This window comes from Pirellulales bacterium, from assembly GCA_035533075.1.
GTDB lineage: Bacteria > Planctomycetota > Planctomycetia > Pirellulales > JAICIG01 > DASSFG01.
The window spans coordinates 1-23,611 of sequence record DATLUO010000089.1; the positions used below are offsets into that span (position 1 = coordinate 1).

At 64.2% G+C, this 23,611-nt stretch carries 18 protein-coding genes, 1 pseudogene and 1 riboswitch; of the genes and pseudogenes, 10 read left to right on the top strand and 9 right to left on the bottom strand.

From position 1 onward, the window contains the following. Positions 1 to 164: 164 nt before the first annotated feature. From VNH11_12000 to cobT, 7 genes are read right to left on the bottom strand one after another with little or no spacing between them, the layout of a single operon-like run. On the bottom strand, positions 165 to 290 hold the full coding sequence (locus tag VNH11_12000) for a hypothetical protein (GenBank protein ID HVA47081.1): 126 nt from the start codon (positions 288 to 290) through the stop codon (positions 165 to 167). After that, entirely contained in the window at positions 287 to 418 is a 132-nt protein-coding gene (locus VNH11_12005; GenBank protein ID HVA47082.1) for a hypothetical protein, read from the bottom strand. Before VNH11_12005 ends, VNH11_12000 begins: the two co-directional genes overlap by 4 nt. A 12-nt stretch (positions 419 to 430) precedes the next feature. Then, positions 431 to 1,813 (bottom strand): cobyrinate a,c-diamide synthase, encoded by a 1,383-nt coding sequence (locus VNH11_12010; GenBank protein ID HVA47083.1) that lies wholly within the window; start codon positions 1,811 to 1,813, stop codon positions 431 to 433. Beyond that, entirely contained in the window at positions 1,798 to 2,781 is a 984-nt protein-coding gene (gene cbiB / locus VNH11_12015; protein HVA47084.1) for an adenosylcobinamide-phosphate synthase CbiB, read from the bottom strand. Before cbiB ends, VNH11_12010 begins: the two co-directional genes overlap by 16 nt. After that, a complete protein-coding gene (locus tag VNH11_12020; GenBank protein ID HVA47085.1) occupies positions 2,747 to 4,306 on the bottom strand; it encodes a cobyric acid synthase in 1,560 nt (519 codons plus the stop codon). Before VNH11_12020 ends, cbiB begins: the two co-directional genes overlap by 35 nt. Next, positions 4,293 to 5,261, bottom strand: coding sequence for a threonine-phosphate decarboxylase (locus VNH11_12025; protein ID HVA47086.1), 969 nt, complete (start codon positions 5,259 to 5,261; stop codon positions 4,293 to 4,295). Before VNH11_12025 ends, VNH11_12020 begins: the two co-directional genes overlap by 14 nt. Then, positions 5,258 to 6,910, bottom strand: a complete 1,653-nt coding sequence (gene cobT / locus VNH11_12030) for a nicotinate-nucleotide--dimethylbenzimidazole phosphoribosyltransferase (GenBank protein HVA47087.1) — start codon at positions 6,908 to 6,910, stop codon at positions 5,258 to 5,260. Before cobT ends, VNH11_12025 begins: the two co-directional genes overlap by 4 nt. Positions 6,911 to 7,014: 104 nt before the next feature. Next, a riboswitch (cobalamin riboswitch) is annotated at positions 7,015 to 7,190 on the bottom strand. 127 nt (positions 7,191 to 7,317) lie between these two features. On the opposite strand from cobT, the gene panB reads away from it, so the two are divergent. The 4 genes from panB to VNH11_12050 all read left to right on the top strand — a co-directional run bounded on the left by panB (position 7,318) and on the right by VNH11_12050 (position 14,060). Next, positions 7,318 to 8,127, top strand: coding sequence for a 3-methyl-2-oxobutanoate hydroxymethyltransferase (panB, locus tag VNH11_12035; protein ID HVA47088.1), 810 nt, complete (start codon positions 7,318 to 7,320; stop codon positions 8,125 to 8,127). Between the two features lie 116 nt (positions 8,128 to 8,243). Further along, the gene (gene asnB / locus VNH11_12040) at positions 8,244 to 10,178 is read left to right on the top strand and encodes an asparagine synthase (glutamine-hydrolyzing) (protein ID HVA47089.1); all 1,935 of its coding nucleotides are present in this window, start codon (positions 8,244 to 8,246) and stop codon (positions 10,176 to 10,178) included. Between the two features lie 304 nt (positions 10,179 to 10,482). Next, a complete protein-coding gene (glgC, locus tag VNH11_12045; protein ID HVA47090.1) occupies positions 10,483 to 11,739 on the top strand; it encodes a glucose-1-phosphate adenylyltransferase in 1,257 nt (418 codons plus the stop codon). Between the two features lie 674 nt (positions 11,740 to 12,413). Beyond that, positions 12,414 to 14,060, top strand: coding sequence for a CRTAC1 family protein (locus tag VNH11_12050; protein ID HVA47091.1), 1,647 nt, complete (start codon positions 12,414 to 12,416; stop codon positions 14,058 to 14,060). Here VNH11_12050 and VNH11_12055 read toward each other — a convergent pair. Continuing rightward, positions 14,017 to 14,271, bottom strand: a complete 255-nt coding sequence (locus VNH11_12055) for a hypothetical protein (GenBank protein HVA47092.1) — start codon at positions 14,269 to 14,271, stop codon at positions 14,017 to 14,019. The two genes, VNH11_12050 and VNH11_12055, sit on opposite strands and share 44 nt — an antisense overlap. A 356-nt stretch (positions 14,272 to 14,627) precedes the next feature. On the opposite strand from VNH11_12055, the gene VNH11_12060 reads away from it, so the two are divergent. The 6 genes from VNH11_12060 to VNH11_12085 all read left to right on the top strand — a co-directional run bounded on the left by VNH11_12060 (position 14,628) and on the right by VNH11_12085 (position 22,688). After that, positions 14,628 to 15,131 carry a hypothetical protein gene (locus VNH11_12060; GenBank protein ID HVA47093.1) on the top strand — a complete coding sequence of 168 codons (504 nt, stop codon included), beginning with the start codon at positions 14,628 to 14,630 and terminating at the stop codon, positions 15,129 to 15,131. A 58-nt stretch (positions 15,132 to 15,189) separates the two neighbouring features. Further along, a complete protein-coding gene (locus VNH11_12065; GenBank protein ID HVA47094.1) occupies positions 15,190 to 18,654 on the top strand; it encodes an FtsX-like permease family protein in 3,465 nt (1,154 codons plus the stop codon). A 1,223-nt stretch (positions 18,655 to 19,877) separates the two neighbouring features. After that, positions 19,878 to 20,855: a hypothetical protein gene (locus tag VNH11_12070; GenBank protein HVA47095.1), complete on the top strand. Its 978-nt coding sequence runs from the start codon at positions 19,878 to 19,880 to the stop codon at positions 20,853 to 20,855. A gap of 17 nt (positions 20,856 to 20,872) precedes the next feature. Then, a complete protein-coding gene (locus tag VNH11_12075; protein ID HVA47096.1) occupies positions 20,873 to 21,796 on the top strand; it encodes a hypothetical protein in 924 nt (307 codons plus the stop codon). A 35-nt stretch (positions 21,797 to 21,831) separates the two neighbouring features. Next, positions 21,832 to 22,107 carry a hypothetical protein gene (locus VNH11_12080; GenBank protein ID HVA47097.1) on the top strand — a complete coding sequence of 92 codons (276 nt, stop codon included), beginning with the start codon at positions 21,832 to 21,834 and terminating at the stop codon, positions 22,105 to 22,107. Positions 22,108 to 22,364: 257 nt separating this feature from the next. Continuing rightward, positions 22,365 to 22,688, top strand: a complete 324-nt coding sequence (locus VNH11_12085; protein ID HVA47098.1) for a winged helix-turn-helix domain-containing protein — start codon at positions 22,365 to 22,367, stop codon at positions 22,686 to 22,688. A 565-nt stretch (positions 22,689 to 23,253) separates the two neighbouring features. Here the strand turns inward: VNH11_12085 and VNH11_12090 are convergent. Continuing rightward, positions 23,254 to 23,475, bottom strand: a pseudogene (locus tag VNH11_12090) (transposase). Between the last annotated feature and the right edge of the window lie 136 nt (positions 23,476 to 23,611).

The window sequence follows — 23,611 nt, forward strand, 5'->3', positions numbered from 1 at the left end:
CCGTGGCCGACAATGATGACGATGGGACGCATCGGTTTGGTGATAACGAACGACTTTGCATTCGAGGTAGGGTGGGACCCGCGAGCTGGCGAGCGCCGGCCCACCGTAAGCGACGTCTTCTTCGGTGGGCCGGCGCTCGCAAGCTCGCTGGTCCCACCCGACTCCTAGGCGGCAAACTTCCGTACCACGGCCGCCACCAATCGCCAACCAACCCACACGCCGAGCGCAAACTGGCCGGCATAGATCGGCAAAAAGGCCGGTTCGACGTGGTGCGCAAATAGCACTGTCATGCCTTCCTCCCTTCTATTTTCAAGTATCGCACGACGCCCGCAATGGCGCCAACGAGGACGCCCAGTACGAAGAGCATCAGCATCTGGTAAACCTCTTCTTCGGGCACGATGTGGTGCATGAAGTCCATGAAATCCTCCTTCTAAGAAATGAGTGCTTCCCTTGTTATTGTTGTTGAACGACCGGAACGGCTCCGGCCGACGCTCTGACCGTTTTCCCCATCATGGAGTGCCGAGGCTGCTTTGGTTGCCGCTTGCACAAAACGCCGTGCCAGCCAGGGGCAACCGTGAAAATGAACGTGGACGTAAGAGGCGTGAATTTGACCGGCAGCAAAACCTTCCGGCCGTTCGCTGCCGGTGCGCCGCCGCCGGGCGACGAGCGCGGGCGATTGGCCCTCGCCCTCCCACGCCGAATAGTGGAACTCGTGCCCGCGCAACTTTTCGCCCGGCCGAACCAGGAACGAACCGTTCCCCTCGGCTTCGCAGTAGCCGAAATGTTGTAGGCGGTCCGTCATCGTCACCTTGCCAGGGATGATGCCGATCATGTTTAGAAACATCAGGCCGCCGCATTCGGCGTAAACCGGCAAACCCGCCACCTCGGCAGCCAAAGGACTCATGCGGAGTTGCTGCTCGAACAGTTCGGGAAAACCGCCGCCGAAATAGACTCCGCCCACGGCTGCGGGCAAGTGTCGGTCTGCCAGGGGGCTGAAAAACACGAGCTCGGCTCCCTGCGCGCGGAGCAGGTCGAGGTTGTCTTCGTAGTAAAAGCAGAAGGCGTCGTCACGGGCCACGGCGATCCGGGCGACGGGGCGGTTCGGCGTGGGCAAAGTCTGCGGGAGTTCGGCAAGGGCACACGGAGTGTCGCTACAACTCTCACGCGCGATCGCGAGCACCGCATCGAGATCGACGGTCTGCTCAAGGTGCTGCACGAGCCGATCGGCCAAGGCCCCGATGCGTCCCGCTTCTTGTGCCGGCACCAGACCCAAGTGACGTTCGGGCAACCGAAGCTGCTCGTCTTTAGGTAGGTAGCCGAGCACGCGTGCCCGGCAGCGGCCCTCGATCGCCTGACGCAACAACTGAAAGTGCCCGGCACCGGAGACGCGGTTCAAAATGACGCCGGCCACGTTGACGCCGCGCTGGAGCATCTCGAAGCCGCGCACGACGGCCGCGGCCGAGCCGGCCATGCCATGTCCGTCCACGACCAGCACGACCGGCGCCTTGAGCAGCCGGGCCAGTTCGGCCGTGCTGCCCGGTCCGTCGAACAGGCCCATCACGCCTTCGATAATGGAGAGATCGGCCGGGCGCGCGGCGAGCCGCTTGACGGTCGCTTTGGAGAGCATCCAGAGATCGAGATTTCGCGAGGCGACGCCCGTCACGGCCGTGTGCCAGGTGGGGTCGATATAGTCGGGTCCGGCCTTGTACGGCTGCACGCGCAGCCCGCGACGGGCAAAGGCCGCCATCAGGCCGATGGCCGTCGTTGTCTTGCCGGCCCCGCTGTGGGTTCCGGCGACTACCAGGCGTGCCATGCGAGCATCCTCAAACCAAGGCCCAAGAACAAAGTCAAAACCGAAACGCAGTACATCAGGCGGACCGCCGCCGGAATGTGATCGCGGGCCAGCGGCACAAGCGACTCGCCGAGAAACGGTCGCGCGCACGCAACGCCCTCGTAGAAGTTCGTGCCGCCCAGCCGCACGCCCAGCGCTCCCGCGACGGCCGCTTCAGCGATGCCGGCATTCGGGCTGGGGCTGTTGCGTCCGTCGCGCCATGCGGTCCGCCAGGTCCGCAGGGCATTGTAACCGCACAGCAGCGACGCCGCAGGATAGATGAGCCGCGCCAACCGCGCCGGAACCAGATTAGCAACGTCATCGAGCCGCGCCGAGGCCCAGCCGAAGCGGCGGTAGCGATCGTCGCGGTGCCCGACCATCGAATCGAGCGTGTTGATCGCTTTGTAGGCCATCGCGGCCGGTGCGCCACCGAGAAGCGCGAACACCAGCGGCGCCACCACGCCATCGACGCTGCTCTCGGCGACCGTTTCAACCGCGGCGCGGACCACCTCGCTTTCGTCGAGGCTCCGCGTATCGCGGCCGACGATCATCGACAGTGCGCGGCGTGCCTGTGGCAAGTCGTCGCTGGCCAGGGCACGGTAGACATGGCCGCTCTCGACGGCCAGATCGCGGGCGGCGAGCGTCGTGTAAAGCAGCAAGGTCTGCGCCACGAGTCCCGTCCGCCAATCGCAGACCGTGGCGGCGGTGACAAGCGCGGCGGTAATCGCCCACGTGCCACCGACGATGACGGCAGTACACAGCAGGCCGGCGAAATAAGTGCGTCCCAAACAGTACACAAAAAGTTTTTCCAAAGTCGTTGCCGCAATACCAATCATCCACACGGGGTGCGGCAGCCAGCGCGGGTCGCCCAGCGCTAAATCGAGCGCGAAGGCGGCCGGCAAGCACCACTCCACGTTAGCTCCGGATAATTCGATAAAGCTGTTCCACATCAATCGCTTTCCTCACCGCCGCCGCTAGTGCATCGAAGCGGTCGCCGTGCGTCGCGCCGTTTCTGTAGGGAACGCCCTCTGTGGCGTTCCGCAGGGTGGCGGTTGACGGTCCATCGGTCGGCCACGGAACGCCACAGAGGGCATTCCCTACAGAAACCTCTCTCCCTCTCGCCGCCAGCCGCTCAAGCCACCACTGCCGAAAACCATCGTTATCGAACACACCATGAAGGTAAGTGCCCCACACGCGGCCGTCGGCGGAAGCCACGCCGTCGTATCCTTCGGCCGGAATGCCGTGCCGCCGCGAGATGTGAAACAGCGGCCGAGGGCCTGGGTTTCCCTGCGTACACCCAAGATGAATCTCGTAACCTTCCACCGCCGTGCCGCTCTCCACATGCACGCCTTCCACGCGGGCCGTCTCTTTCACCGGCTGAAAGATCGTGCTGCAATCGAGGAAGCCCAGACCCTCGGTCCGTTCCTCGTTCGATTCCGCATGCCCTGGGTCGAGGACCGAGCGGCCGAGCATTTGAAAGCCGCCACAGATACCTACGATCTCCACATTCGCCTCACGGGCCGCTCGCAACCAAGGCTCAAAACCGCGCTCGCGAAGGTGACGCAAATCGGCGATCGTACTCTTTGTGCCCGGCAGAATGATCGCGTCCGGCAGGTCGGCCGGCGGCTCGCTGACGTATCGTATCGCATCACCTAAAGCATCGAAATCGTTGAAGTTGGCAATCCGTGGGTGACGGATTACGTCGATGCGGAGCGATTGCCGCTTTTCATTCGCACGTGTCAGCCGTTCCTCCGGGATCGTGTCCTCCTGAGCAATTCGCAGGTCTCGCAGATAAGGAACCACTCCCAATACCGGCCGATTCAGACGCTGCTGCAAAAACTCCAAGCCCGGCGACAGGATGTCGATATCTCCGCGAAACTTGTTGATGATCAGCCCGCGCACGCGGCGACGTTCATCCTCGTCAAGCAGTTCCCAGGTGCCGACGAGTTGCGCGAACACGCCTCCCTTGTCGATGTCGCCAACCAGCAGCACCGCCGCGTCGGCCAACTCCGCAGTGCGCATGTTGACCAGGTCGTGTTGCTTGAGGTTCACTTCCACCGGGCTGCCGGCGCCTTCGATCACGACCACTTCGTATTCGGCCAGCAGTGATTCGATCGCCCCGCGCACCTGCGGCAACAGCGACATCTTGTGAGCCTGATACTCTTTCGCATTCATCGTGCCGGTCGCCCGACCCATCACAACGACCTGAGAACCGACATCGGAACACGGCTTGAGCAGGATGGGGTTCATGGCCGTCGTCGGCTCCAGCCCGCAGGCGGCGGCCTGCTCGGCCTGGGCGCGGCCAATCTCGCCGCCGTCGAGACAGACGGCCGCGTTGTTGGACATGTTCTGGGCCTTGAACGGCGCCACGTGGTGGCCGTCTTGTCGCAGAATGCGGCACAGCGCGGTGGCCAGTACGCTCTTGCCGACATGTGAGCCCGTGCCTTGTACCATGATCGCTTTACCGCGCGGCATGCAGGGCCTCCAGCAAGCGTTGGTTCTCGCTGCGCTTCCGCACGGCGACGCGCAGATACTGATCCGGCGCCAGGCCCGTGAAATCGTCGCACTGGCGGACGACAATGCCCTGTTCCCGCAACCGCCGGGCAACGTCATTCGCTCGTGGCACGCGGAAGAACACGAAGTTGGCCGTCGGGGGAAAAACCTTCACGTCCGGCAGCGACTGCAAGCCCTCGACCAGTTCGTCGCGGCACTCGCGCACGAACCGCCGCGTGAACTCCAAGTACGCCGTTTCACGGAGCAGCGCCTCGCCGGCCACCTGCGCCAGCCGGCTGACCGACCACGTGGCCTGGCGCCGGCGCAGCGGCGATACGTCGCCGACGATATAGCCCAACCGCAGTCCCGGACAGGCGAAAAGTTTTGTGAACGAACGCACGACGAGCGTGCGCGGCCGACCGATGGCCGTTCGCGGTCGGTCAAGGAATTCGAGAAACGACTCGTCGACCAACAGGGTGGCATCGAGATCAGGCAAGGGCGACACGACGCCCGTCGGGTTCGCCGGATTGCCGAGCACGACGAGGTCGTCGGGATGAACGTCGAGTCGCGAAAAGTCCCAAACAAATCCGTCTTCTTCGCGAGCGGCGACCGTTACGACATCATGCCCCCAGGCACGTGCGGCGTCTTCGTACTCCGTGAAGGCCGGAACCAAGACAACCACGCGCCGCGGCTTGAGGCACGCCATCACCAGCTCGATTGCCTCGCACGCGCCGTTGGTCACCAGCACCGAATCGGGATCGACAGCGTGATAGTTGGCAATCGCCACTTGCAGCGTTTGCGAGTGCGGTTCGGGATAAGCCGTCAGGTGCTCGGTGGTGAGCAACAGCCCCAGCGAGTCGGGCGGACCCAGCGGATTGAGACTCACGCTGAAGTCCAAAACTCCTGGGCCGGCAACTCCTCCATGCGCGCGTCTCATTCGGCCGCCTTCCTTTCCGCGACGCCCGCCGAAGTGAAGGTCGCCATTTCGTGCATCGTGCGGCAGGCCGCCTCAATAAGATGAAACGCGAGTGCCGCCCCCGTCCCTTCGCCCAGGCGCATCTCCAAATCGAGCAACGGCCTTAGCCCCAATTCGGTCAAGGCGATTGTGTGTCCCTTCTCGGCCGAGCGATGTGCGGCGATCAGATAACCTTTCACCGCCGGGCAAAGCCGCACGGCCACCAAGGCCGCGGCCGTGGAAATGAATCCGTCCAAAACAATCGGCACGCGCGCGGCCGCAGCCGCCAACATTGCTCCGGCCAAAGCACCGATTTCAAAGCCGCCGACCGACGTCAGCAGCGAGATTCCATCGCCGCCGTCGGGCTGATGCAGCGCGAGAGCCTTCCCAACCGCCGCGATCTTTCGGGCCAACGTCGCGTCGTCGATGCCCGTGCCGCGGCCCACAACTTCGGCTGGCGGCCGGCCGGTCGCCGCGGCCACGATTGCCGCGGCGCTCGTGCTGTTGCCGATGCCCATCTCACCCATGCCGGCCAACTGACAAGGACGGAAGACAGTCCGGCCGGCGTCGATCGAGCGCTCCGCTTGCTCGCGGGTCATGGCCGGCTCACGGACCATATTGCCGGTGCCCCGGCCGATCTTGTGTGCAATCAATTGCGGGTGCGACGGAATATCGGTCGCGACGCCGATGTCCGCCACCACCAGCGACGCGCCCGCCTGGCGCGCCAGAACGTTGATGGCGGCGCCGCCGCTAAGGAAATTCGCCACCATTTGTGCCGTGACGGTCGCCGGATAGGCGCTGACGCCCTCAGCCGCGACGCCGTGGTCGGCGGCAAACAGGAAGATTGTCTTTTCAGCGACGACGGGGGGCACGCGGCCCGTGATGCCGGCCAATTGGACGCCCAGCTCTTCCAATCGGCCGAGGCTCCCGCGCGGCTTTGTGAGCATATCCAAACGTCGCCGGGCAGCGCCCATCGCCTTGTGGTCAAGGGGCGGCGCCAGCGCTCGCTCATTCGTCAATGAATGGGCTCCACCGTAGGGTGGGACCAGCGAGCTTGCGAGCGCCGACCCACCGTAAACAACGTCGCTATCGGTGGGCCGGCGCTCGCAAGCTCGCTGGTCCCACCCTACGACGTTGCACGGCACGCCGCAAACGACCAACACCACGTCATCCGCGATCGACGCCACGAGCTGATTCGCCCGGCCCGCCACTTCGCGAAAACGCCGTCCGAGCGGATGTTCCGGAACAACGCCAAAGCCCACCTCATTGGTGACAAGAATGACCGGGTAGTCCGCATTCCGTGCAGCCAGGCATAGCTCGTTCACTTCCGCGTCGATTTCTTCGTCCGACGCCGCATCGACGAGCATCTGCGAAACAAGCAGCGTCAGGCAATCGATGATGGCGCCGTCGAAGCCGCTCCGCAGAGCATCCCCCACGCGTCGCGTCGCTTCCACCGTCTGCCAGCTTGGCGGCCGCTCGGCCCGATGCCGGGCGACCTTGGCGCGCATTTCGTCGTCGTGCGGTAGGCAGGTGGCGACGAACAAGATATTGGGACCCCATTCCTGGGCTCGCCGCAGCGCATACCGGCTTTTACCGCTGGCGGCTCCTCCGGTGATCAACGTCATCCTCATGGTGAACTCATGCGGTTCGACGCATGAGGGACGGCACCCGAGTTTCTTGGTCCCTCGATCGCGGCGCATACCGCGGCCGGCCGACCCCGTCACCCGCGGAATCTTCAGGCCTGGCTCGCGTCGGCAGGTCTTCTGGCTCCGGACTAAAGGTCACGCGGCCTTCCCACGCTAGGCAGTGGCTGCGGTCGAAATGCGTCCGTTACAGCGGCGGGACCACCCCCGGTTTGCACGGGGTTCCCTCTTCGGCCCGTTACCGGGCACCGACGTTGCCGTCAGTCTAGCCGTTGGCAGCGGCGTGTCAATCGGCCTTACACGTTACCCTGCGCGCTGTGTGTTGCCACGGCCCGCTCGCACGGCGACAATCAAAATGTCGCCCCATTCCTCGTTCGTCGTTCACGGAGCCCACCTTGCCTGACGCACAGACCGATTCCGCGCCGATCACGGTGCCGCGCTTTATCGCCATGAAAGCGGCAGGCCGTAAGATCAGTATGCTTACGGCCTACGACTACACACTGGCCAAACTGCTCGATGCGGCAGGCGTCGACGGCATTCTGGTCGGCGACAGTCTAGGCATGGTCGTCCAGGGCCACGGCACGACGTTGCCCGTCACGCTCGACCAGATCGTCTACCATGCCGAAATGGTGGGCCGGGCCGTGCGGCACGCCTTGACGGTCGTCGATCTGCCGTTTCCCTGCGGGCATCTGGGCACGCACGAGGCCGTGCGCAGCGCCGGCCGGGTGTTGAAAGAAACCCGCTGCCAGGCGGTCAAGCTGGAAGGCGGAGCGGAACAGGCCGAGGTGATCGCGGCGTTGGTGTCGGCCGGAATTCCGGTGATGGCCCATTGTGGCCTGCGACCGCAGAGCGTACACCTGCTGGGAGGGTATAAAGTGCAGCGTGAGGCCGACCGCCTGCTGGCCGATGCCCAGGCCGCCGCGGCCGCCGGCGCCTTCGCCATCGTTTTGGAGTGCATTCCGGTCGCGATTGCCAACCAGATTACGGCGGCGGTGGACGTGCCGACCATCGGCATCGGCGCCGGTGCGGGCTGCGACGGGCAGGTGCTGGTGACGCACGACATGCTCGGCCTCACCGACGGCTATGTGCCCAAGTTCGCCAAGCCCTACGCGGATCTTCGCCAAACGATCACCGATGCCGTCGGTCGCTATGGCGACGAAGTCCGCAGCGGCGTTTTTCCCGATGAAAGTCGAGCGTTCAAATGATTCGAGCAGCACGCGGCACAACGATGGCGGTCCATTCGGTTACAGGCGATAGGCGTTGGGCGTTAGGCGTTGGGCGCCGCGATCGAAAACCTATCGCCTAACGCCTAACGCCTATCATGTGCGGCATCACCGGAGCAGTCTGGACCGACGCAGGCCCGCCGATCGACGGCGATACGCTGGCGCGCATGACCGACGTGCTCGCGCACCGCGGCCCTGACGATCGCGGTTGCTACACCAGCCACGTCGCCGCTCACCACTATCCCGGCAGCATCGCCGGCGCGGCTCTCGGCTTTCGGCGGCTATCGATCATCGACCTGGCCGGCAGCAACCAGCCGCTTTCGAACGAAGACGGCAGCGTGTGGATCGTCTTCAACGGCGAAATCTATAACTACCGCACGTTGCGGAAACGACTGGAAGGCTCTGGCCACCAGTTTCGGACATCGGGCGACACCGAAACGCTCGTGCATCTCTATGAAGACACGGGCATCGACTTCGTCAAGCACATCGAAGGGATGTTCGCCTTGGCGTTGTGGGATGCGCGGCACCGGCAACTCGTGCTGGCCCGCGACCGCTTGGGAAAGAAGCCGCTCGTGTACCGGCTCGAAGACGAGCGGCTACTGTTTGCCAGCGAGTTGAAGAGCCTGCTCGAAGTGCCCGGCATCGAACGCGAGATCGACCCCAGCGCGCTCGACGAATACCTGACCTATCAATATGTGCCGCATCCCAACACCATCTTCCGCGGCTTTCGCAAGCTGCCGCCCGGCCACCGGGCCGTCTATCGCGACCGGCGGCTGTGCGTCGAGCCTTACTGGCAGCCGGATTTCACGTTCGAGGCCGCCCGGCCCGAAGGCGAATATCGGGCCGAGCTGCGCGAAACGCTCACGGCGGCCGTCGAAAAAAGACTGCAAAGCGACGTGCCGCTGGGCGCGTTCCTGTCCGGCGGCGTCGATTCGTCGATCGTGGTGGGCCTGATGACCAAGCTGGCCCGCGGGCCGGTGCGGACCTTCTCGATCGGCTTTCCGGTGGCTGAGTTCGACGAGACCAGCTATGCCCGTGAGGTGGCCCAGCATCTCGGCACCATGCATCAAGAGTTCCGTGTGGAACCGGATGGCGTGGGCATTTTGCCGAAGCTGGTGTGGTACTTCGACGAGCCGTTTGCCGACAGCTCAGCCGTACCGACCTATTACGTTTCAAAAATGACGCGCGAGCACGTCACCGTCGCTCTGACGGGTGACGGGGGCGACGAGTTGTTCGCGGGATACCCACGTTATCGGGCGGTCGACATCGGCGCCTGGTTCGACCGGCTGCCGCGCGGCCTGATGAAGTTGGCGGCAGGCGAGTTCTGGCAGCGGCTGCCCAGCGGTCAGCGGCAAAAGTCGTACATCCGCAGGTTCAAGCGGCTGGTGGGCGCCCTGGGCCGGCCCGCCCAACGCCGCTATCTCGATTGGATTTCGATCTTCGACGAGGTCCGCCGGGCGGAAATCTACGACGAGGCGTTCATCGCCCGGCTGCCGGAATCGGACCCCTTCGATTTTCTGGCCGCCGCCTTCGCCCGTAGCCGCGGCCGCGACCCCGTGACGGCCACGAGTCTCGCCGATCTGGTGACTTATCTTCCCTGCGACCTGATGACCAAGGTCGACATCGCCTCGATGGCCAACAGTCTGGAGTGCCGGCAGCCGTTCTTGGACCATCACGTGGTGGAACTGGCGGCGGCCATGCCGCTACGGCTGAAATACCGCTTCGGCCGGGGCAAGCGGATCCTGATCGACACTTTTTCGGACTTGCTGCCGAGATCGGTGCGGCGTCGGGCGAAGATGGGCTTCGGCGTGCCCTTGGGGCACTGGTTCCGTCACGAGCTGCGGGATTTTACGCGAGACGTGCTGCTCGACGAGCGTGCCTTGGGCCGGGGTTACTTCCGGCCCGAAGTCATCCGCAACCTGGTCGACGATCACCAGCAGGGCCGATTCGACCACAGCTATCGGCTCTGGGCGCTGGTGGTCCTGGAGCTATGGCAGCGGGAATGGCTCGACAAACAACCGGGTAAACCTTGACGGTTGTACTGATGGCAACGGAACCCTTTAGCCGCTGGCGTGCAAGCGTTAGACTGACAAACGTCGTGACGGTTCGCTGTGAAAACCCATGTAGGGTGGAAAAAGCGAGCTTGCGAGCGCCGGCCCACCAACCGCGACGGAGAGAGGGAGGGAAGGCGAGAGGGAGAGAGGGAGAGACGCGGCGAGCCGCGTTGCGCCAACATTTCTCCCCCTCGCTCCCTCTCTCCTTCGCTCCCTCTCCCTTGGTGGGCGGGCGCTCGCAAGCTCGCTGGTCCCACCCTACAAGACTTGGAGGCTTCTTCGCATGGACAACGTGTTGGCGGTGGTGTTGGCGGGGGGCAAGGGATCGCGGCTCGAGCCGTTGACACGCGACCGCGCCAAGCCCGCCGTGCCTTTCGGCGGCGCGTATCGCATCGTCGATTTCACGCTCTCGAACTGCATCAACAGCGGGCTGCGGAAGATTCTCATGCTCACGCAATACAAGGCGATGAGCCTCGACCGGCACATCAACCTGGGGTGGCGGCAGTTGCTCTCGCGCGAGCTGGGCGAGTTCATCGACGTCGTGCCGCCGCAGCAGCGCATCGACGAGCACTGGTACAAGGGCACCGCCGACGCCGTCTACCAGAACATTTATACGATCGAAAAGGAACGCCCCGAATACATCGTCATTCTGGCCGCCGACCACATCTACAAGATGGATTACTTGAAACTGGTCGAGGCCCACAAGGCAAAAGGGGCCGACGTGACGGTCGGCGCCCTGCGCGTGTCGCTGCCCGAAGCGACCCAGTTCGGCGTGATGCAGGTCGACACCGACCACCGCATCATCGGCTTTCAGGAAAAGCCCGCTCAACCGCGGCACATTCCGGGCGACGAACGGCACGCGCTGGCCTCGATGGGCATCTACGTCTTTCCCGCCCGTCTCATGTTCGAGCAGCTTTGTCAGGACGCCACCCGGAAGAACAGCGCTCACGATTTCGGCCGCGACATCATTCCGGCGATGATCGACAGGCATCCTGTCTACGCGTTTCCGTTCCTCGACGAAAACCGCAAGGACGACGCCTATTGGCGCGACGTGGGCACGCTCGACGCCTACTACGAAGCCAACATGGACCTGGTGGCGGTCGACCCGCTGTTGAACATGTACGACGACCGCTGGCCGATCCGCACCTACCATCCGACCTATCCGCCCCCGAAGTTCGTATTTGCCGAGGTGGGGCCGAATCCGCGGCGCGGCCATGCGCTCGACAGCATTGTTTGTGCGGGTTCGATCATTTCGGGCGGCACGGTGGAGCATTCGATTCTCGGCTCGAACACGCGCGTCAACAGTTATGCCCGCGTGGAAAGCTCGATCTTGTTCGACGGCGTCGACATCGGCCGGCACGCCAAAGTGCGTCGGGCGATCATCGACAAGGGCGTCCATATTCCGCCGGGCGTGGAAGTGGGCTACAACCACGAGCACGACCGTGCCCGCGGTTTCACGGTGAGCGAAGGCGGCGTAGTGGTGATCGCCAAGGCCTACGGGGCCGAGCATTTTACGGAAGCGGAAGCGGCCAGGGCGTGATTGCGCAGCACACCGAGCGGCAGACCCGAAGCAACATGATGCGGCAATCACGAGGGCTGGGCGCTCGGCGGCCGTTCGTGGCGTGTACCGGCGCGCCGGGGCCCGCATCGCCGTGTTCTTTGGCGGCGGGGCCGCCGTTCGGTCGCGGTTTTTTCACGGGAGGGTCATTCATGGGCTTGTTCTTCTTCGTTGAAATGCGATGCACGGGGTTGGTTCACGCCATTACGGCACGGTCCGTCTGGACTGCGCAAAACGTCGATTTGGGCCGGCAAAAACGCCCAAAGCGGACGCGGAATCTGTTCCACTCGAACGTGTCGCCTGCGCTCGGTGAGACAAGGGGCGCCGGCGATGGCGCACCTGTGGCTGCCGCAGTCGCCAAATTTCGCGAGGCCGTCAAATGCGACACCCCCTCTGGCTGAACCCCGCACGTCGGGCTAGACTGAATCTACGGTTTCCTTTCCGGTTCCTTTTATTCCCTGCCCCGTCACAGGGAGGTCGCCATTATTCGCTCGCCCTTCACCGTGGCATGCTCGACGAGGTCCGCCGCCGCGTGGACCGCTGCCTGTCTACTGTTGTTCCTGGTCGGTAGCGGGTGTCGCCCGCCGCTGGTTCCAGACGCGGTTCCCGCCGCCGCGCAACTGCCCGAACCGCCGGCCGGCCCCGACCACCTACGGATGACCGACAAAACCGCGTCGAGCGGCGTCACCTTCGTCTACGATAACGGCCGCGACGCCGGGTTCCACACCATTATCGAGTCGCTGGGCGGCGGCATCGGACTTTTCGACTACGACAACGACGGCCGGCACGACCTGTTTTGTCCGGGCGGCGGCAAGTTCGCCGGCGACAAGCAGTCGAGCGGCCTCCCCTCGGCCCTGTTCCGCAATCTCGGCGAGTGGCGTTTCAGCGATGTGACCGCGGCCAGCGGCGCAGGCCAGTCCCCGCATCTTAGCCACGGCTGCGCCGCCGGCGACTTCGACGCCGACGGCTTCAGCGACTTGCTGCTCACCGGCTTCGGCGGCTTGCAGCTCTTTCACAACCTGGGCGACGGCACCTTCGAGGAAGTCAGTCAGGCCGTGGGAATGAACGACACGCTGTGGAGCTCCAGTGCCGCCTGGGCCGACTTCAACGGCGATCAGGCGCTCGACGTCTACATCGACCACTACGTCGATTGGGCGCCGGACAACGATCCCGCGTGCCCCGGCCCGCAACCAGGCCAACGCGAAATCTGTTCGCCGCGCCGGTTCGGTCCGCTGCCGGACGTCATCTATTACAGCAACGGCGACGGCACGTTTCGCGACGCCACCAGCGAGGCGCGGCTGAACGTCGAGCCGGGCAAGTGCGGCAAGGGCCTGGGCGTCGTCGTGGGCGATCTCGACCTCGACGGCGACGTCGATGTCTATGTGGCCAACGACACGGTCGATAATTTTTTATACCTCAACGACGGACACGGCGTGCTCGATGAGGTCGGCCTGTTTCACGCAGTGGCCCGCGACGCCAACGGCAAGGCCGAAGGGAGCATGGGCACCGATCTGGGCGACTACAACCTCGACGGCCTGCCGGACATTTGGGTCTCGAACTTCGAGCAGGAATCGTTCTCGCTGTATCGCAACGAGGGGAATGCCCAGTTCTTACACGTCAGCCAAGGCACGGGCATCACCGCGCTGGGCCAGCTCTACGTCGGTTTTGGCACCGTTTATGCCGACGTCGATCGCGACGGCGATGAGGACTTCGTCGTTTCCAACGGACACGTGATCAACTATCCCAAAGCCGGCCCCATCCGCCAGGAGCCGCTGGTTTTGGTCAACGACGGCGGCCGGTTCGCACGGGCCGTTTTTCCGCCGGGCGGCTACTTTGCGTTGCCGCACCGCGGGCGCGGGCTGGCCAGCTCCGACCTGGACGACGACGGCGACCTTGATTTTGTCTTCTCGCACAACGACGGCGAGCCGAACGCCTTGATCGCCAACGACACGCCGCCGGTCGGCGACTGGTTGCGGGTAAGGCTGATCGGCGTGCGATCGAACCGCGACGCCGTGGGTGCCCGGCTGGTGTTGCACACCTCGGCCGGCGACCAACTCCGCTTGATCAAGGGCGGCGGAAGCTATGAATCGCAATGCGATCTGCGGCCGTTCTGGGGCATACCGAAAGGCGCCGAGGTCAAAGGGCTTTCGATCCATTGGCCGTCGGGCATCGTCCAGCAGTATCCGCTGGATGCAGCCAACCGGACGCTGACGATCGTCGAGCCGCGCGCCGAACGGCCGGTCGATCTCATCGGAGCAGTCATTCGGACGGTCCGGCCCCTTTGCGTCGCAGCGAACCGCTGAACAACAGCATGACCAACAGGATGCTGATGGCCGCCATCGCCACCAGTTGATATTGCGCGATACGCTGTTGCTGTTGCGACTGCTTCACCAGATTGCCGACCTGCCGCGACAGCTCGGCCAGTTGTTCGCGAGTGTCGGGCTGCGGTTGATCCGCAGACCCGTCCTGATCCTCCGGTTCGACCATTGCCAGGCGAAGCGGTGCGACGCCCATTTGCGCCTGGACGTGGCGCGAGGCATCCCGACTCGGTGGATCGTCCGCTTTTACGGCTACAACACACCCTAACGCCGCAGCCCACATCCAGACGGCTCTGCATCGCTTGTTCATAAACACCATCGCCTTAGGTTGCCAATCCTGCGAACTTCGAGAACAATATCGTACCAAGCGCCGGGAGTAGGATAACGCTCTTGGCGCGGGCAAACAAGCACGCGCCGAAACGACGACGGTTTTTCTTGCCGCCGTCGTATTCCGGGCCAGCCGTGGCGACCAGCACCTTGCAGCCGTCACACGGGCGAACTATCCTTTGATTGTTAACACCTTCGACCCGTTTAACCAAGAGCGATCACAGCATGGCCAGAACACCCGCCGACCCAAACAAGACCGATCTGATCCGCCAATACCTCGCCCGGCGTCCCAACGCCACGGCCCTGGAAGCCGTCCGTGGAATCAAACGCGAAATGGGCATCGACGTGTCCGTCGGGCTTGTCGCCAAGGTCAAACGCGACGCCTCAGCCGCCCCCGCCGTCTCGTCGAATGGCACCACGAAGGCAGATCAGATTCGAGAGGTGGCGAAGAGCCTGCCGAAGCCGGTCAGGCCGCGCGACGTGGTCGCCACACTTGCCGAGCAAGGCGTCAAAGCCTCGTCGGCCCAGGTCAGCCAGGTGCTCAAGGGCATGGGCCTGAAGCGCCGACGGCGCGCTGGGCGGCGCGCTGGCCCGCGGTCGGTGGTTGTCGAGACGGTCGCTTCGACGCTCACGCTCGACTCGCTGTTGGCCGCGAAGAAGCTGGCGGTCCATCTGGGCAGCGTCGAGGCGGCAAAGACGGCCGTCGACGCATTGGCGAAGCTCGGTTAGGGCGATTGCCGGATAGCCGGGAAGAGAAAAGACGCTGGTGAGGCTTGAGGAGCCGAGCATGTCTTCCTGGCGACTGATTTTTTCGAGCCTCGTTTATCACTGGCGGATGAATGTGGCTGTGGGGCTGGGCGTGGCCGTGGGCACGGCCGTGCTGGCCGGCGCGCTGCTGGTGGGCGATTCCGTGCGCGGAAGCCTGCGCCGGCTGACGCTCGATCGGCTGGGCCGGATCGATGAGGTGCTGGTCGCCGGCCGCCTGTTCAACCCCGCTTTGGCCACGGAGCTGAACGCCTCGCCCGACTTCGGCGAAGCGTTCGAAATCGCGCTGCCGGCCATTCTGCTGGAAGGGAGCGTGAGCCAGCCCGATTCCGGCGCACGGGCCAGCCGCGTGAATCTGCTGGGCTGCGGCGACCAGTTCTGGCAGCTCGGCGACGGACCGAAACCGGCGCTGGACGAGGGCGAAGTGGTGCTCAACCAGCCGCTGGCCGATGAGCTGTCGGCGAAACCGGGCGACGACGTGGTGGTCCGCTTGCCGCTGCCGGCCGACATTCCGCCCGATAGTCCCTTGGGCAAAAAGACCGAGCGGACCGCCAGCCGCCGCTTGCGCGTGGCGCAGGTGGTCGCGGCCGACGGGCTGGGTCGCTTCGCCTTGCGGCCCAATCAGCAGGCCCCGCGCAACTGCTATTTGCACGTGACCGATCTGCAGTCGGCGCTGGGCCAGGTGGACCGGGTGAACGCCATTCTGGTGGCGGGCCGCGATGCCGACGGGCCTCCCGCGGAGGCGAGCGAGTCGCGGCTGGCCGACATCCTTCGACCCCGGCTGGCCGACTATGGCCTGACGCTGGACGAAACGAAGCTCGGCTATTTCAATCTCACCAGCGAGCGGATGGTGCTCGAGCCGGCCATCGAACGGGCCGCGCTGACGGTTTTCGAGCCTGACCATCCGCAAATCGCGCTCACCTATCTGGCCAACTACATCCTGGCGGGCGACGGCGGCAAGGGAAAAATCCCCTACTCCACCATCACCGCGCTCGACCTGACCGATGCGCCGCCGCTCGGTCCGTTCACCACGCCCGACGGCCAGAACATCGTCGATCTGGCCGACGACGAGGTTCTGCTCAACTCATGGGCGGCCGACGACCTGAAGCGGCAAGGCGTCGAGCTGCAGCCGGGCGACACCCTTCGCCTCACTTACTTCGAGCCGGAGAGCACGCACGGCAAGACGGTGGAAACCACCTGCGAGCTTAAGCTGAAGGCGGTCGTCGCGCTGGCGGGCGCGGCGGCCGATCCCAACTTCACGCCCGAACTGAGCGGCGTGACCGACAAAGAATCGCTGGCCAACTGGGACCCGCCGTTTCCCTACGATCCGGGCCGCGTGCGCACGCGGCCGCCGCACGACGAAGACGAACGCTATTGGGACGAGCATCGTGCCACGCCCAAGGGCTTCGTCTCGCTGAAGACGGGCCGGCGGCTGTGGGCCAGCCGCTTCGGCCAGAGCACCTCGCTGCGCGTTCCGCCCGGCAAAGGGCGGACGAAAGCCGCTTTGCAGCACGCCTTGGAAGACGAGTTGGCCAAGAACAAGGCGGCCCTCGGCTTCGAATTTCGCCCGGTGAAACGCCAGGGGCTGTTGGCGTCGCAAGGCACGACCGACTTCAACCAGCTCTTTCTCGGTTTCAGCTTTTTCATCATCGCCTCGGCCGTGATGCTGGTGCTGCTCTTGTTTCGCCTGGGCATCGAGCGGCGGGCCAGCGAGATCGGCACCTTGCTGGCGACCGGTTTTTCGCTGCGCCGCGTGCGTTGGCTGTTGTTGGCCGAAGGGGTGCTGGTGGCGCTGGCGGGCGGCGGCCTGGGCCTTGCGGCGGGCACGGCTTACGCCTGGCTGATGCTGGCCGGACTCCGCTCGCCCGGCTGGTGGCTGGCCGCCGTCAGCGCGCCGTTTCTCCAGCTCTATGTCACCGGCTCCAGTCTGGTGATCGGCTATGCCAGCGGCGTGGTGGTCTCGTCGCTCTCGATCGCCTGGGCACTGTGGCGCATGAGCAAGACGTCGGTGCGCCGTCTGCTGGCCAACCAGATGGGCGACGACAACCTGCTCGTGGCGCCGCGCGCTCGTCTCAGCCGCGTGGTGGGTTGGAGCTCGCTGGCGGCGGCCATGGCCCTCGCTCTGGCGGCGCGAAACTTGGCGGGCGAAGCACAGGCCGGGGCCTTTTTCGGATCGGGCGCCCTGGTGTTGACGGGCCTGCTCTCGCTCGGTTGGGCACGCCTGCGGACCGGGCAAACCGGAACGCTCGTCGTGCGAGGCAGCTCCGGCGTGGCCCGGCTGGCGGTGCGCAATGGCGCTCGCAATCCGGGCCGCAGCACGCTCACCATCGGCCTGGTCGCCGCCGCCATCTTCCTGATCGTGGCGGTCAGTGCTTTTCGCCTCGATCCGCCCGACGCGGTCACGCGACGCACCAGCGGCAGTGGCGGCTTCGCCCTGTTTGCCGAAAGCGATCAGCCCCTGTATCACAACCTGGGCACGCCCGAAGGCCGCGCGGAGCTGGGCTTTTCGATCGCCGACGAAAAGCGGCTGGCCGGACATGAAGTGTTCTCGTTGCGCGTGAAGCCGGGCGACGACGCAAGCTGCTTGAACCTTTACCAGCCGGGCCAGCCGCGCGTGCTCGGCGTGCCCCAGAGCCTGATCGAGCGCGGCGGCTTCGCTTGGGCCGGCAGCACGGCCACGACGGCGGAAGAACAAGCCAATCCTTGGCGACTGCTGGAAAAACCCTTGCAGGCGAAAGCGGGCGAGGCCGCACCAGTGCCCGTGGTTCTCGACGCCGCCACGGCCAGCTACAGCCTGCACTTGGGCGGCGAACTCGGCAATCCCCTCGGCGCGACCTACGAACTCGCCGACGGGCACGGCGGGCACGTGACGCTCGAAGTCGTGGGCCTGTTGAAGAACAGCATCTTCCAGGGCGACCTGCTGCTCTCCGAAGCGGCCCTGCTCGCCCACTTTCCTGAGATCAGCGGCTATCGTTATTTTCTGATCGACGCTCCGGCCGACGATGCGCACGCCGTCGAGGGCGCTTTGGAAAGCACCCTGGACGATTTCGGCTTCGACGCCCAATCGACGCGCTCGCGGCTGGCCGACCTGATGGCCGTGCAGAACACGTATCTTTCGACCTTTCAAAGTCTGGGCGGGCTGGGCCTGTTGCTCGGCACCTTCGGGCTGGCGGTTGTGCAGTTGCGCAACGTATTGGAGCGGCGGGGCGAACTGGCGCTGTTGCGGGCAGTCGGCTTCCGCCGCTCGATGTTGGGCCGCATGGTGATGTTGGAAAACGGCTTGCTGCTGCTGTCGGGGTTGGCCGTGGGCGTGCTGGCGGCCCTGGTGGCCGTCTGGCCGCACTTGGTCACGGGCGGCGCTTCGCTGCCTTGGCTTTCGCTCGGCACGACGCTGCTGCTGGTGCTCGTGGTGGGCCTCACCGCCGGGCTGATTGCCGTGCGTGCCACGCTGGCCACGCCGCTCCTGCCGGCGCTGCGCGGCGAGTGACCATGACCGAGCCAATGGCGCGCAGTTGGCCATCTTGGCACATCTTGTGGTCGGAGTACACGCCACCACAACATCTTGTGGTTCCCGCGCCGCCCGTCGAGAATGCGGAGGGAACCCCCCACAATTGGCCAACTGGCGGATTCCGCCAGTTGATCGGGGGTTCTGGTCCCGCCGGCAAGCCAAGCGAAAGATCATCGCGATCTAAAACACTTGTGAAAAATAGGCGTGGTTCAAACCAAGGTAACAGTTCCCGCCGGAGTCGCGGGCAGTCTCCTGCCAGAAACGTATGGTGCGTCAGATGTTACGTCACGGGGCGGCGCTCTCCGTCCCCGGGAACTGTTACCCTGCATCCACGTGATTTGAACCACGCCGAAAAATAAAAGTATTCAGCGTCATGGCCCGGCGGTAACACCAATCCGGACATGCGTTTACAGCCACGCCCGAACGCATCAACGTTCGCTTATAAAAGCTTTTAAGCCCGCAGTAAGTTGTCAAAGACCCGCGACGGCGCTTGAGCGTCGCGCTGCCCAACTCGTCACGAAGGGGCCGGCGACGGACCGCCGCCCTCGTGCTCATCATCGCCAGGCGATGTGTTCTCAGCAGCCGAACGGCGGGCGGTCCGGCCGCCTTGCCGCCGGCGAATTACCGTTGCGGAAAAACAATGACCGTTGTCAAAAACAAAAATCGTCTCAGCAGAATACTTGCTCTAAAGCCATTGCACGCCGCCGTTCGCGTCGAAAACGCTCAGCCGGCTCGAACACGGCAGGCACTCCGCCAGCGCGGCCACCGTCGACAAGCTGCAACGGGCGTTGGATGCCGGCGAAAGCCCAGTGGCCGGCGCCAAACGCCGCGTTCCTGGCAAACGGAAGGAACGCAAGTAAACGCACCCCAATCGACCTGGCGACCCGCAAGCTGATCCACCGCCCTGCGGCGATCGCCGCTTGGTCACGCACGAACGTGGCATCCGCCGAGGTCTGCATTTGTGCTGCCGAGCCAGTCTGCCGCCCCGGACAGGGCTGCCCACGCGCCGTCGTGAAACGGTTGCGGCAATTATGGAGAAACCCCGCCGGTACGTTGGCGCCCGGTTGGCCGCAATCAGGAAAAAAGCAGATCATTGGACGTGGCCCAGCACCTGGCCCGTTGCCTTTCTCCTTCTTCCGGTCGCGCTTGTTCTTTCGTAGACTTGCTCCCATCCCAAATAGGCACCTGACAGCAGCTTGCAAATGGCCGATTTCGATAGCGCGTGGAAAGAAACCCTCGACACCTTGTTTGAGCCGTTCATGGCGTTCTTTTTCTCCGACGCGCATCGGGAAATCAACTGGACGCAGCCGCACGATCCGCTCGAACAAGAGTTGCAGGAGATCACGCCCGCATCCGAACAAGGGCGGCGCGTGGCGGACAAGCTGTTCAAGGTCCGCAGGACCGACGGCCAGGTCGAATGGGTGCTGGTCCACATCGAGTTTCAGAGCCAGCCGGAAGCGGAGTTCGCCAGACGGATGTATGTCTACAACTACCGGCTGTTCGATCGCTATAATCAAAAGGTGGCGAGCTTCGCCATTTTGGGCGACGACCGGCCAGAGTGGCGGCCCGATCGGTTCGGCTATGAGTTGTGGGGCACGGAGGTCGGCATCCGGTTCCGGACGGCCAAGCTGCTCGATTATGGGCGTGATGAGGCGGCGCTGGAATCGAGTGCGAACCCGATCGCGGTGGTCGTATTGGCGCATTTGAAGACGCTGCAAAACGCGCACAACGACGAGGGGCGTCGCGTGGCGCAGGTTAGGCTGGTCAAGGGGCTTTACGAGCGCGGGTACAGCGCGGAGCAGGTTCGTCAGTTGTATTGGCTGATGGAGAGGATGATGACCTTGCCGAAGCCGCTGGCCGAACTAGTGTGGAACGAGATTCACGAGTTTGAAAAGGAGAAAGGCATGCCTTTCATTACGACCGCCGAGCGCGTCGGCATGGAAAAGGGCCTGGCCGAAGGCTTGGCCAAGGGCCGGGAAGAGGGCCGGGAAGAGGGCCTCGAGAAGGGCCTGTTGGCGGGCATCGAGTTGGGATTGAAACTTCGCTTCGCCGCCGAGGGGCTGGCGCTCATGCCCGAAATCCGACAGATCCAAGACGCGGATTTGCTAGGGCAGGTCATGGCCAGCATCGAACAGGCCGGCACTCCGGACGCGGTGCGGCAGGTTTGGGTGAAGCCTTAATGCGATTTCATTGACCGATGCCTCGCAGCTCTCGATACCCGACTTTCGCCAGCGTGTGGAAAGAGGCGCTCGTGGCCTACTTGCACCCATTTATGGGCTTCTTTTTTCCCGACGTCCAGCGGGACATCGCGCCGGCGCGCGGCTACGAGAGGCTCGACGGAGAACTGCAAGAAATCACTGCCGAGTCGGGGCCAGCCCGCCGCGTGGCCGATACGCTGGTTCGAGTCTGGCGCACGAACGGCGACGAGGTATGGCTGTTAATCCACTTCGAGGTCGACGGCCCGCAAGAAACCGATTTCACCAGCCAGATGTTTGCCGACGCCGGCCGGCTGTTCGGTCGCTATCGTCAAAAAGTGGCCGGTTTCGCCGTTCTGGGAGACGAGCGCCCTTTCTGGCGGCCCGACCGGTTCGCTTACGAGCCTTGGGGAACGAAATTCGAAGCCCAACTCCGGACAGCGCATCTGGTCGACTATCCCGCCGAGCTGTCGGCGCTGGCAGCGGATCTGAACCCATTGGCGGTGGTGGTTTGCGCCTATCGGCAAGCGCTGAGAACGGTTGACGACGACGAAGCGCGGCGCCGCGCGAAGCTGCGGCTTGTGAAGGGGCTGCACGCGCGCGAAATGTGGGAGGGGGAGATCCGTCAGTTGTATTGCCTGATCGACGGCATGATGGGGCTGCCGCAGCCGCAGGCCGACCTCGCCTGGCAAGAGTTGTGCGATTTCGAACGGGAGAATGGCAGGCAGTACATCAGCGACGCGGAAGGCGTTTTTCGCGTGGCCGGATGGGCGGAAGTGCGGGACAATTATCTGCGACAGGTCGAGGCCGTGCTGCGGTTCAAATTCCGCGAGCCGGGCCTGGCGCTTGTGCCGGAGGTCCGACGGATTGAAGACGTGGATCTGCTACGGAAGGTCCTGGCAACGTCAAACTGGGGGTCGGCCTAGAGGCACTCCGCCGGGTCTGGTCTGAACCGGAGACGATGACGACGCTGCCCAAGCCGGAAAGGGAGAAGCATACGGCTTTCATCACCACTCCAGAGCGCGTGGCCAGGGAAAAGGGCTACAAAGAGGGCCTGAAGATGGGGCTCTTGGCGAGCATCGAGGCGCTTTTGGAACTGCGCTTCGCCGCCGAGGGGCTGGCGCTCATTCCCGAAATCCGACAGATCCGAGACGTCGACTTGCTGGGGCAGGTTCTGGCCAGCATGAAACATGCCGATACTCCGGACGCCGTGCGGCAAGTTTGGGCGAAGCGTTAATCGCCATGCCGTCGTTTAGTTGCCCCGCGTCAAGGCTTGGCCGCGGCGTCAAGCGGGCGATACTGAGGCATGATCCACATGGCGAGCATTCAAACGGCAACGCTGGCGGACGAGCGGTTCGTGATCCTGCCGGAGGCCGATTTCCTGCAGTTGGCGGGCGAATCAGGAAAAATGCGAATACGCGGACCTGTGCCCAGGCTTGGCCCGGCGCGTAGGCGACTTGACTTTTACGCAATTCGCGTTCATATTTACGCAGTATGCGTAACAGCCGCGCCATCGATGCCTTACTGCCGAAGACCCGTCAAGGAATCCTTGCGGCCACGCTGGTCCGACCGGAAAAGGCATGGTACGTGTCGGAATTGGCGCGCCGCTTGGGCGTTCCATCATCGAGTCTCCAACGCGAACTACACGACCTGGAAAAAGCGGGGGTATTGAAAACGCACCGGCAGGGGCGAATGGCGTACTATCAGGCCAACACCGATTCACCAGTGTTTCCCGAGCTCCGCGGCCTGATGCTGAAGACGGCAGGTTTGGTCGATGTGCTGGCCGACGCGATCGAGCCGCTTGCCCGCAAATGTTAAGCATTCTTTGTGACCTGCCCGCAACGGTGGATCTGATTGTGACGAATGAGCTCGCCGCGGGCAGGTCACAAAGAATGCATTGGACGAAACCGCGGCGCGGCACTATGGGCGTCGGTCTCGAATGCGACCGGTTCGCGAGGGGCCCACGGCAAGGCCGCGGAGCGGTGCGCAGCGGTGCAAGCTCCGCAGGCCGCGGTCAGACCACGGTCGGATCGTAGGGCTTGCAGCGCAGATGCGGTCCCCGTTGGCAGCCCCGCGCGCACCGCGAGCGTCGCCACAGGAACTTCGGTGGAAAAGCAGGGTACGAGCCACCATCGGGTGATCGCCAGCCAGGTTCAGGTCAGGAGGTGTCGAAAGGCCACAACTGCAGGAGTTGCCCCAACGTGGGCCGAGCCAGGCTCTCGCGCGGGAATAACCGCCCGCTACGGCAGACGGGACAGGCGTGAGCTTCAGGCCCGAAAGGAAAATCGCCTGCGCTGGCCGGCTCCGCGGCGGGCGGTGCGGCCTGTTCCTGCTGTTGTTGCAGCAGCCGGCGGCACACGTCGAGCTTCCTCTGGCGATGGCAGTTCGCCCAAAAGCCGTAGTGCCGGATGCGCTGAAAACCGGAGGGCAAGACGTGCAGCAGGAAACGACGCAGGAACTCCACCGCCAGCAGCGTCATCGTGCGCCGGCCCCCGCCGTGCGCGTAATCTTTCCATCGAAAGCTGACGTGGCGGTCGTCCATCGATACCAGTCGCTGGTTGGAAATCGCCACGCGGTGCGTATAACGTGCCAGATATTTCAACAGCCACCCCTGCGGACGGCGAATCCTCCAATACTGTCGCAGCGCGTCGAGCAGCAACGGCGACAAGGGCACCAGCCGGTCCTTGGCTCCCTTGCCCGAACGCACGTGAATCAGCATCCGCTGGCTGTCGATGTCTTCC

What these genes read in the sequence shown, in the direction of transcription:
- VNH11_12000 (HVA47081.1), bottom strand. Translation starts at nt 290, where the DNA reads ATGACAGTGCTATTTGCGCACCACGTCGAACCGGCCTTTTTGCCGATC.
- VNH11_12060 (HVA47093.1), top strand. Translation starts at nt 14,628, where the DNA reads ATGGCCAGAACACCCGCCGACCCAAACAAGACCGATCTGATCCGCCAA.
- VNH11_12025 (HVA47086.1), bottom strand. Translation starts at nt 5,261, where the DNA reads ATGAGACGCGCGCATGGAGGAGTTGCCGGCCCAGGAGTTTTGGACTTC.
- VNH11_12005 (HVA47082.1), bottom strand. Translation starts at nt 418, where the DNA reads ATGGACTTCATGCACCACATCGTGCCCGAAGAAGAGGTTTACCAGATG.
- asnB (HVA47089.1), top strand. Translation starts at nt 8,244, where the DNA reads ATGTGCGGCATCACCGGAGCAGTCTGGACCGACGCAGGCCCGCCGATC.
- VNH11_12075 (HVA47096.1), top strand. Translation starts at nt 20,873, where the DNA reads ATGCCTCGCAGCTCTCGATACCCGACTTTCGCCAGCGTGTGGAAAGAG.
- VNH11_12080 (HVA47097.1), top strand. Translation starts at nt 21,832, where the DNA reads ATGACGACGCTGCCCAAGCCGGAAAGGGAGAAGCATACGGCTTTCATC.
- cobT (HVA47087.1), bottom strand. Translation starts at nt 6,910, where the DNA reads ATGAGGATGACGTTGATCACCGGAGGAGCCGCCAGCGGTAAAAGCCGG.
- VNH11_12050 (HVA47091.1), top strand. Translation starts at nt 12,414, where the DNA reads ATGACCGACAAAACCGCGTCGAGCGGCGTCACCTTCGTCTACGATAAC.
- VNH11_12055 (HVA47092.1), bottom strand. Translation starts at nt 14,271, where the DNA reads ATGGGCGTCGCACCGCTTCGCCTGGCAATGGTCGAACCGGAGGATCAG.
- VNH11_12065 (HVA47094.1), top strand. Translation starts at nt 15,190, where the DNA reads ATGTCTTCCTGGCGACTGATTTTTTCGAGCCTCGTTTATCACTGGCGG.
- VNH11_12020 (HVA47085.1), bottom strand. Translation starts at nt 4,306, where the DNA reads ATGCCGCGCGGTAAAGCGATCATGGTACAAGGCACGGGCTCACATGTC.
- glgC (HVA47090.1), top strand. Translation starts at nt 10,483, where the DNA reads ATGGACAACGTGTTGGCGGTGGTGTTGGCGGGGGGCAAGGGATCGCGG.
- VNH11_12070 (HVA47095.1), top strand. Translation starts at nt 19,878, where the DNA reads ATGGCCGATTTCGATAGCGCGTGGAAAGAAACCCTCGACACCTTGTTT.
- VNH11_12085 (HVA47098.1), top strand. Translation starts at nt 22,365, where the DNA reads ATGCGTAACAGCCGCGCCATCGATGCCTTACTGCCGAAGACCCGTCAA.
- VNH11_12010 (HVA47083.1), bottom strand. Translation starts at nt 1,813, where the DNA reads ATGGCACGCCTGGTAGTCGCCGGAACCCACAGCGGGGCCGGCAAGACA.
- cbiB (HVA47084.1), bottom strand. Translation starts at nt 2,781, where the DNA reads ATGTGGAACAGCTTTATCGAATTATCCGGAGCTAACGTGGAGTGGTGC.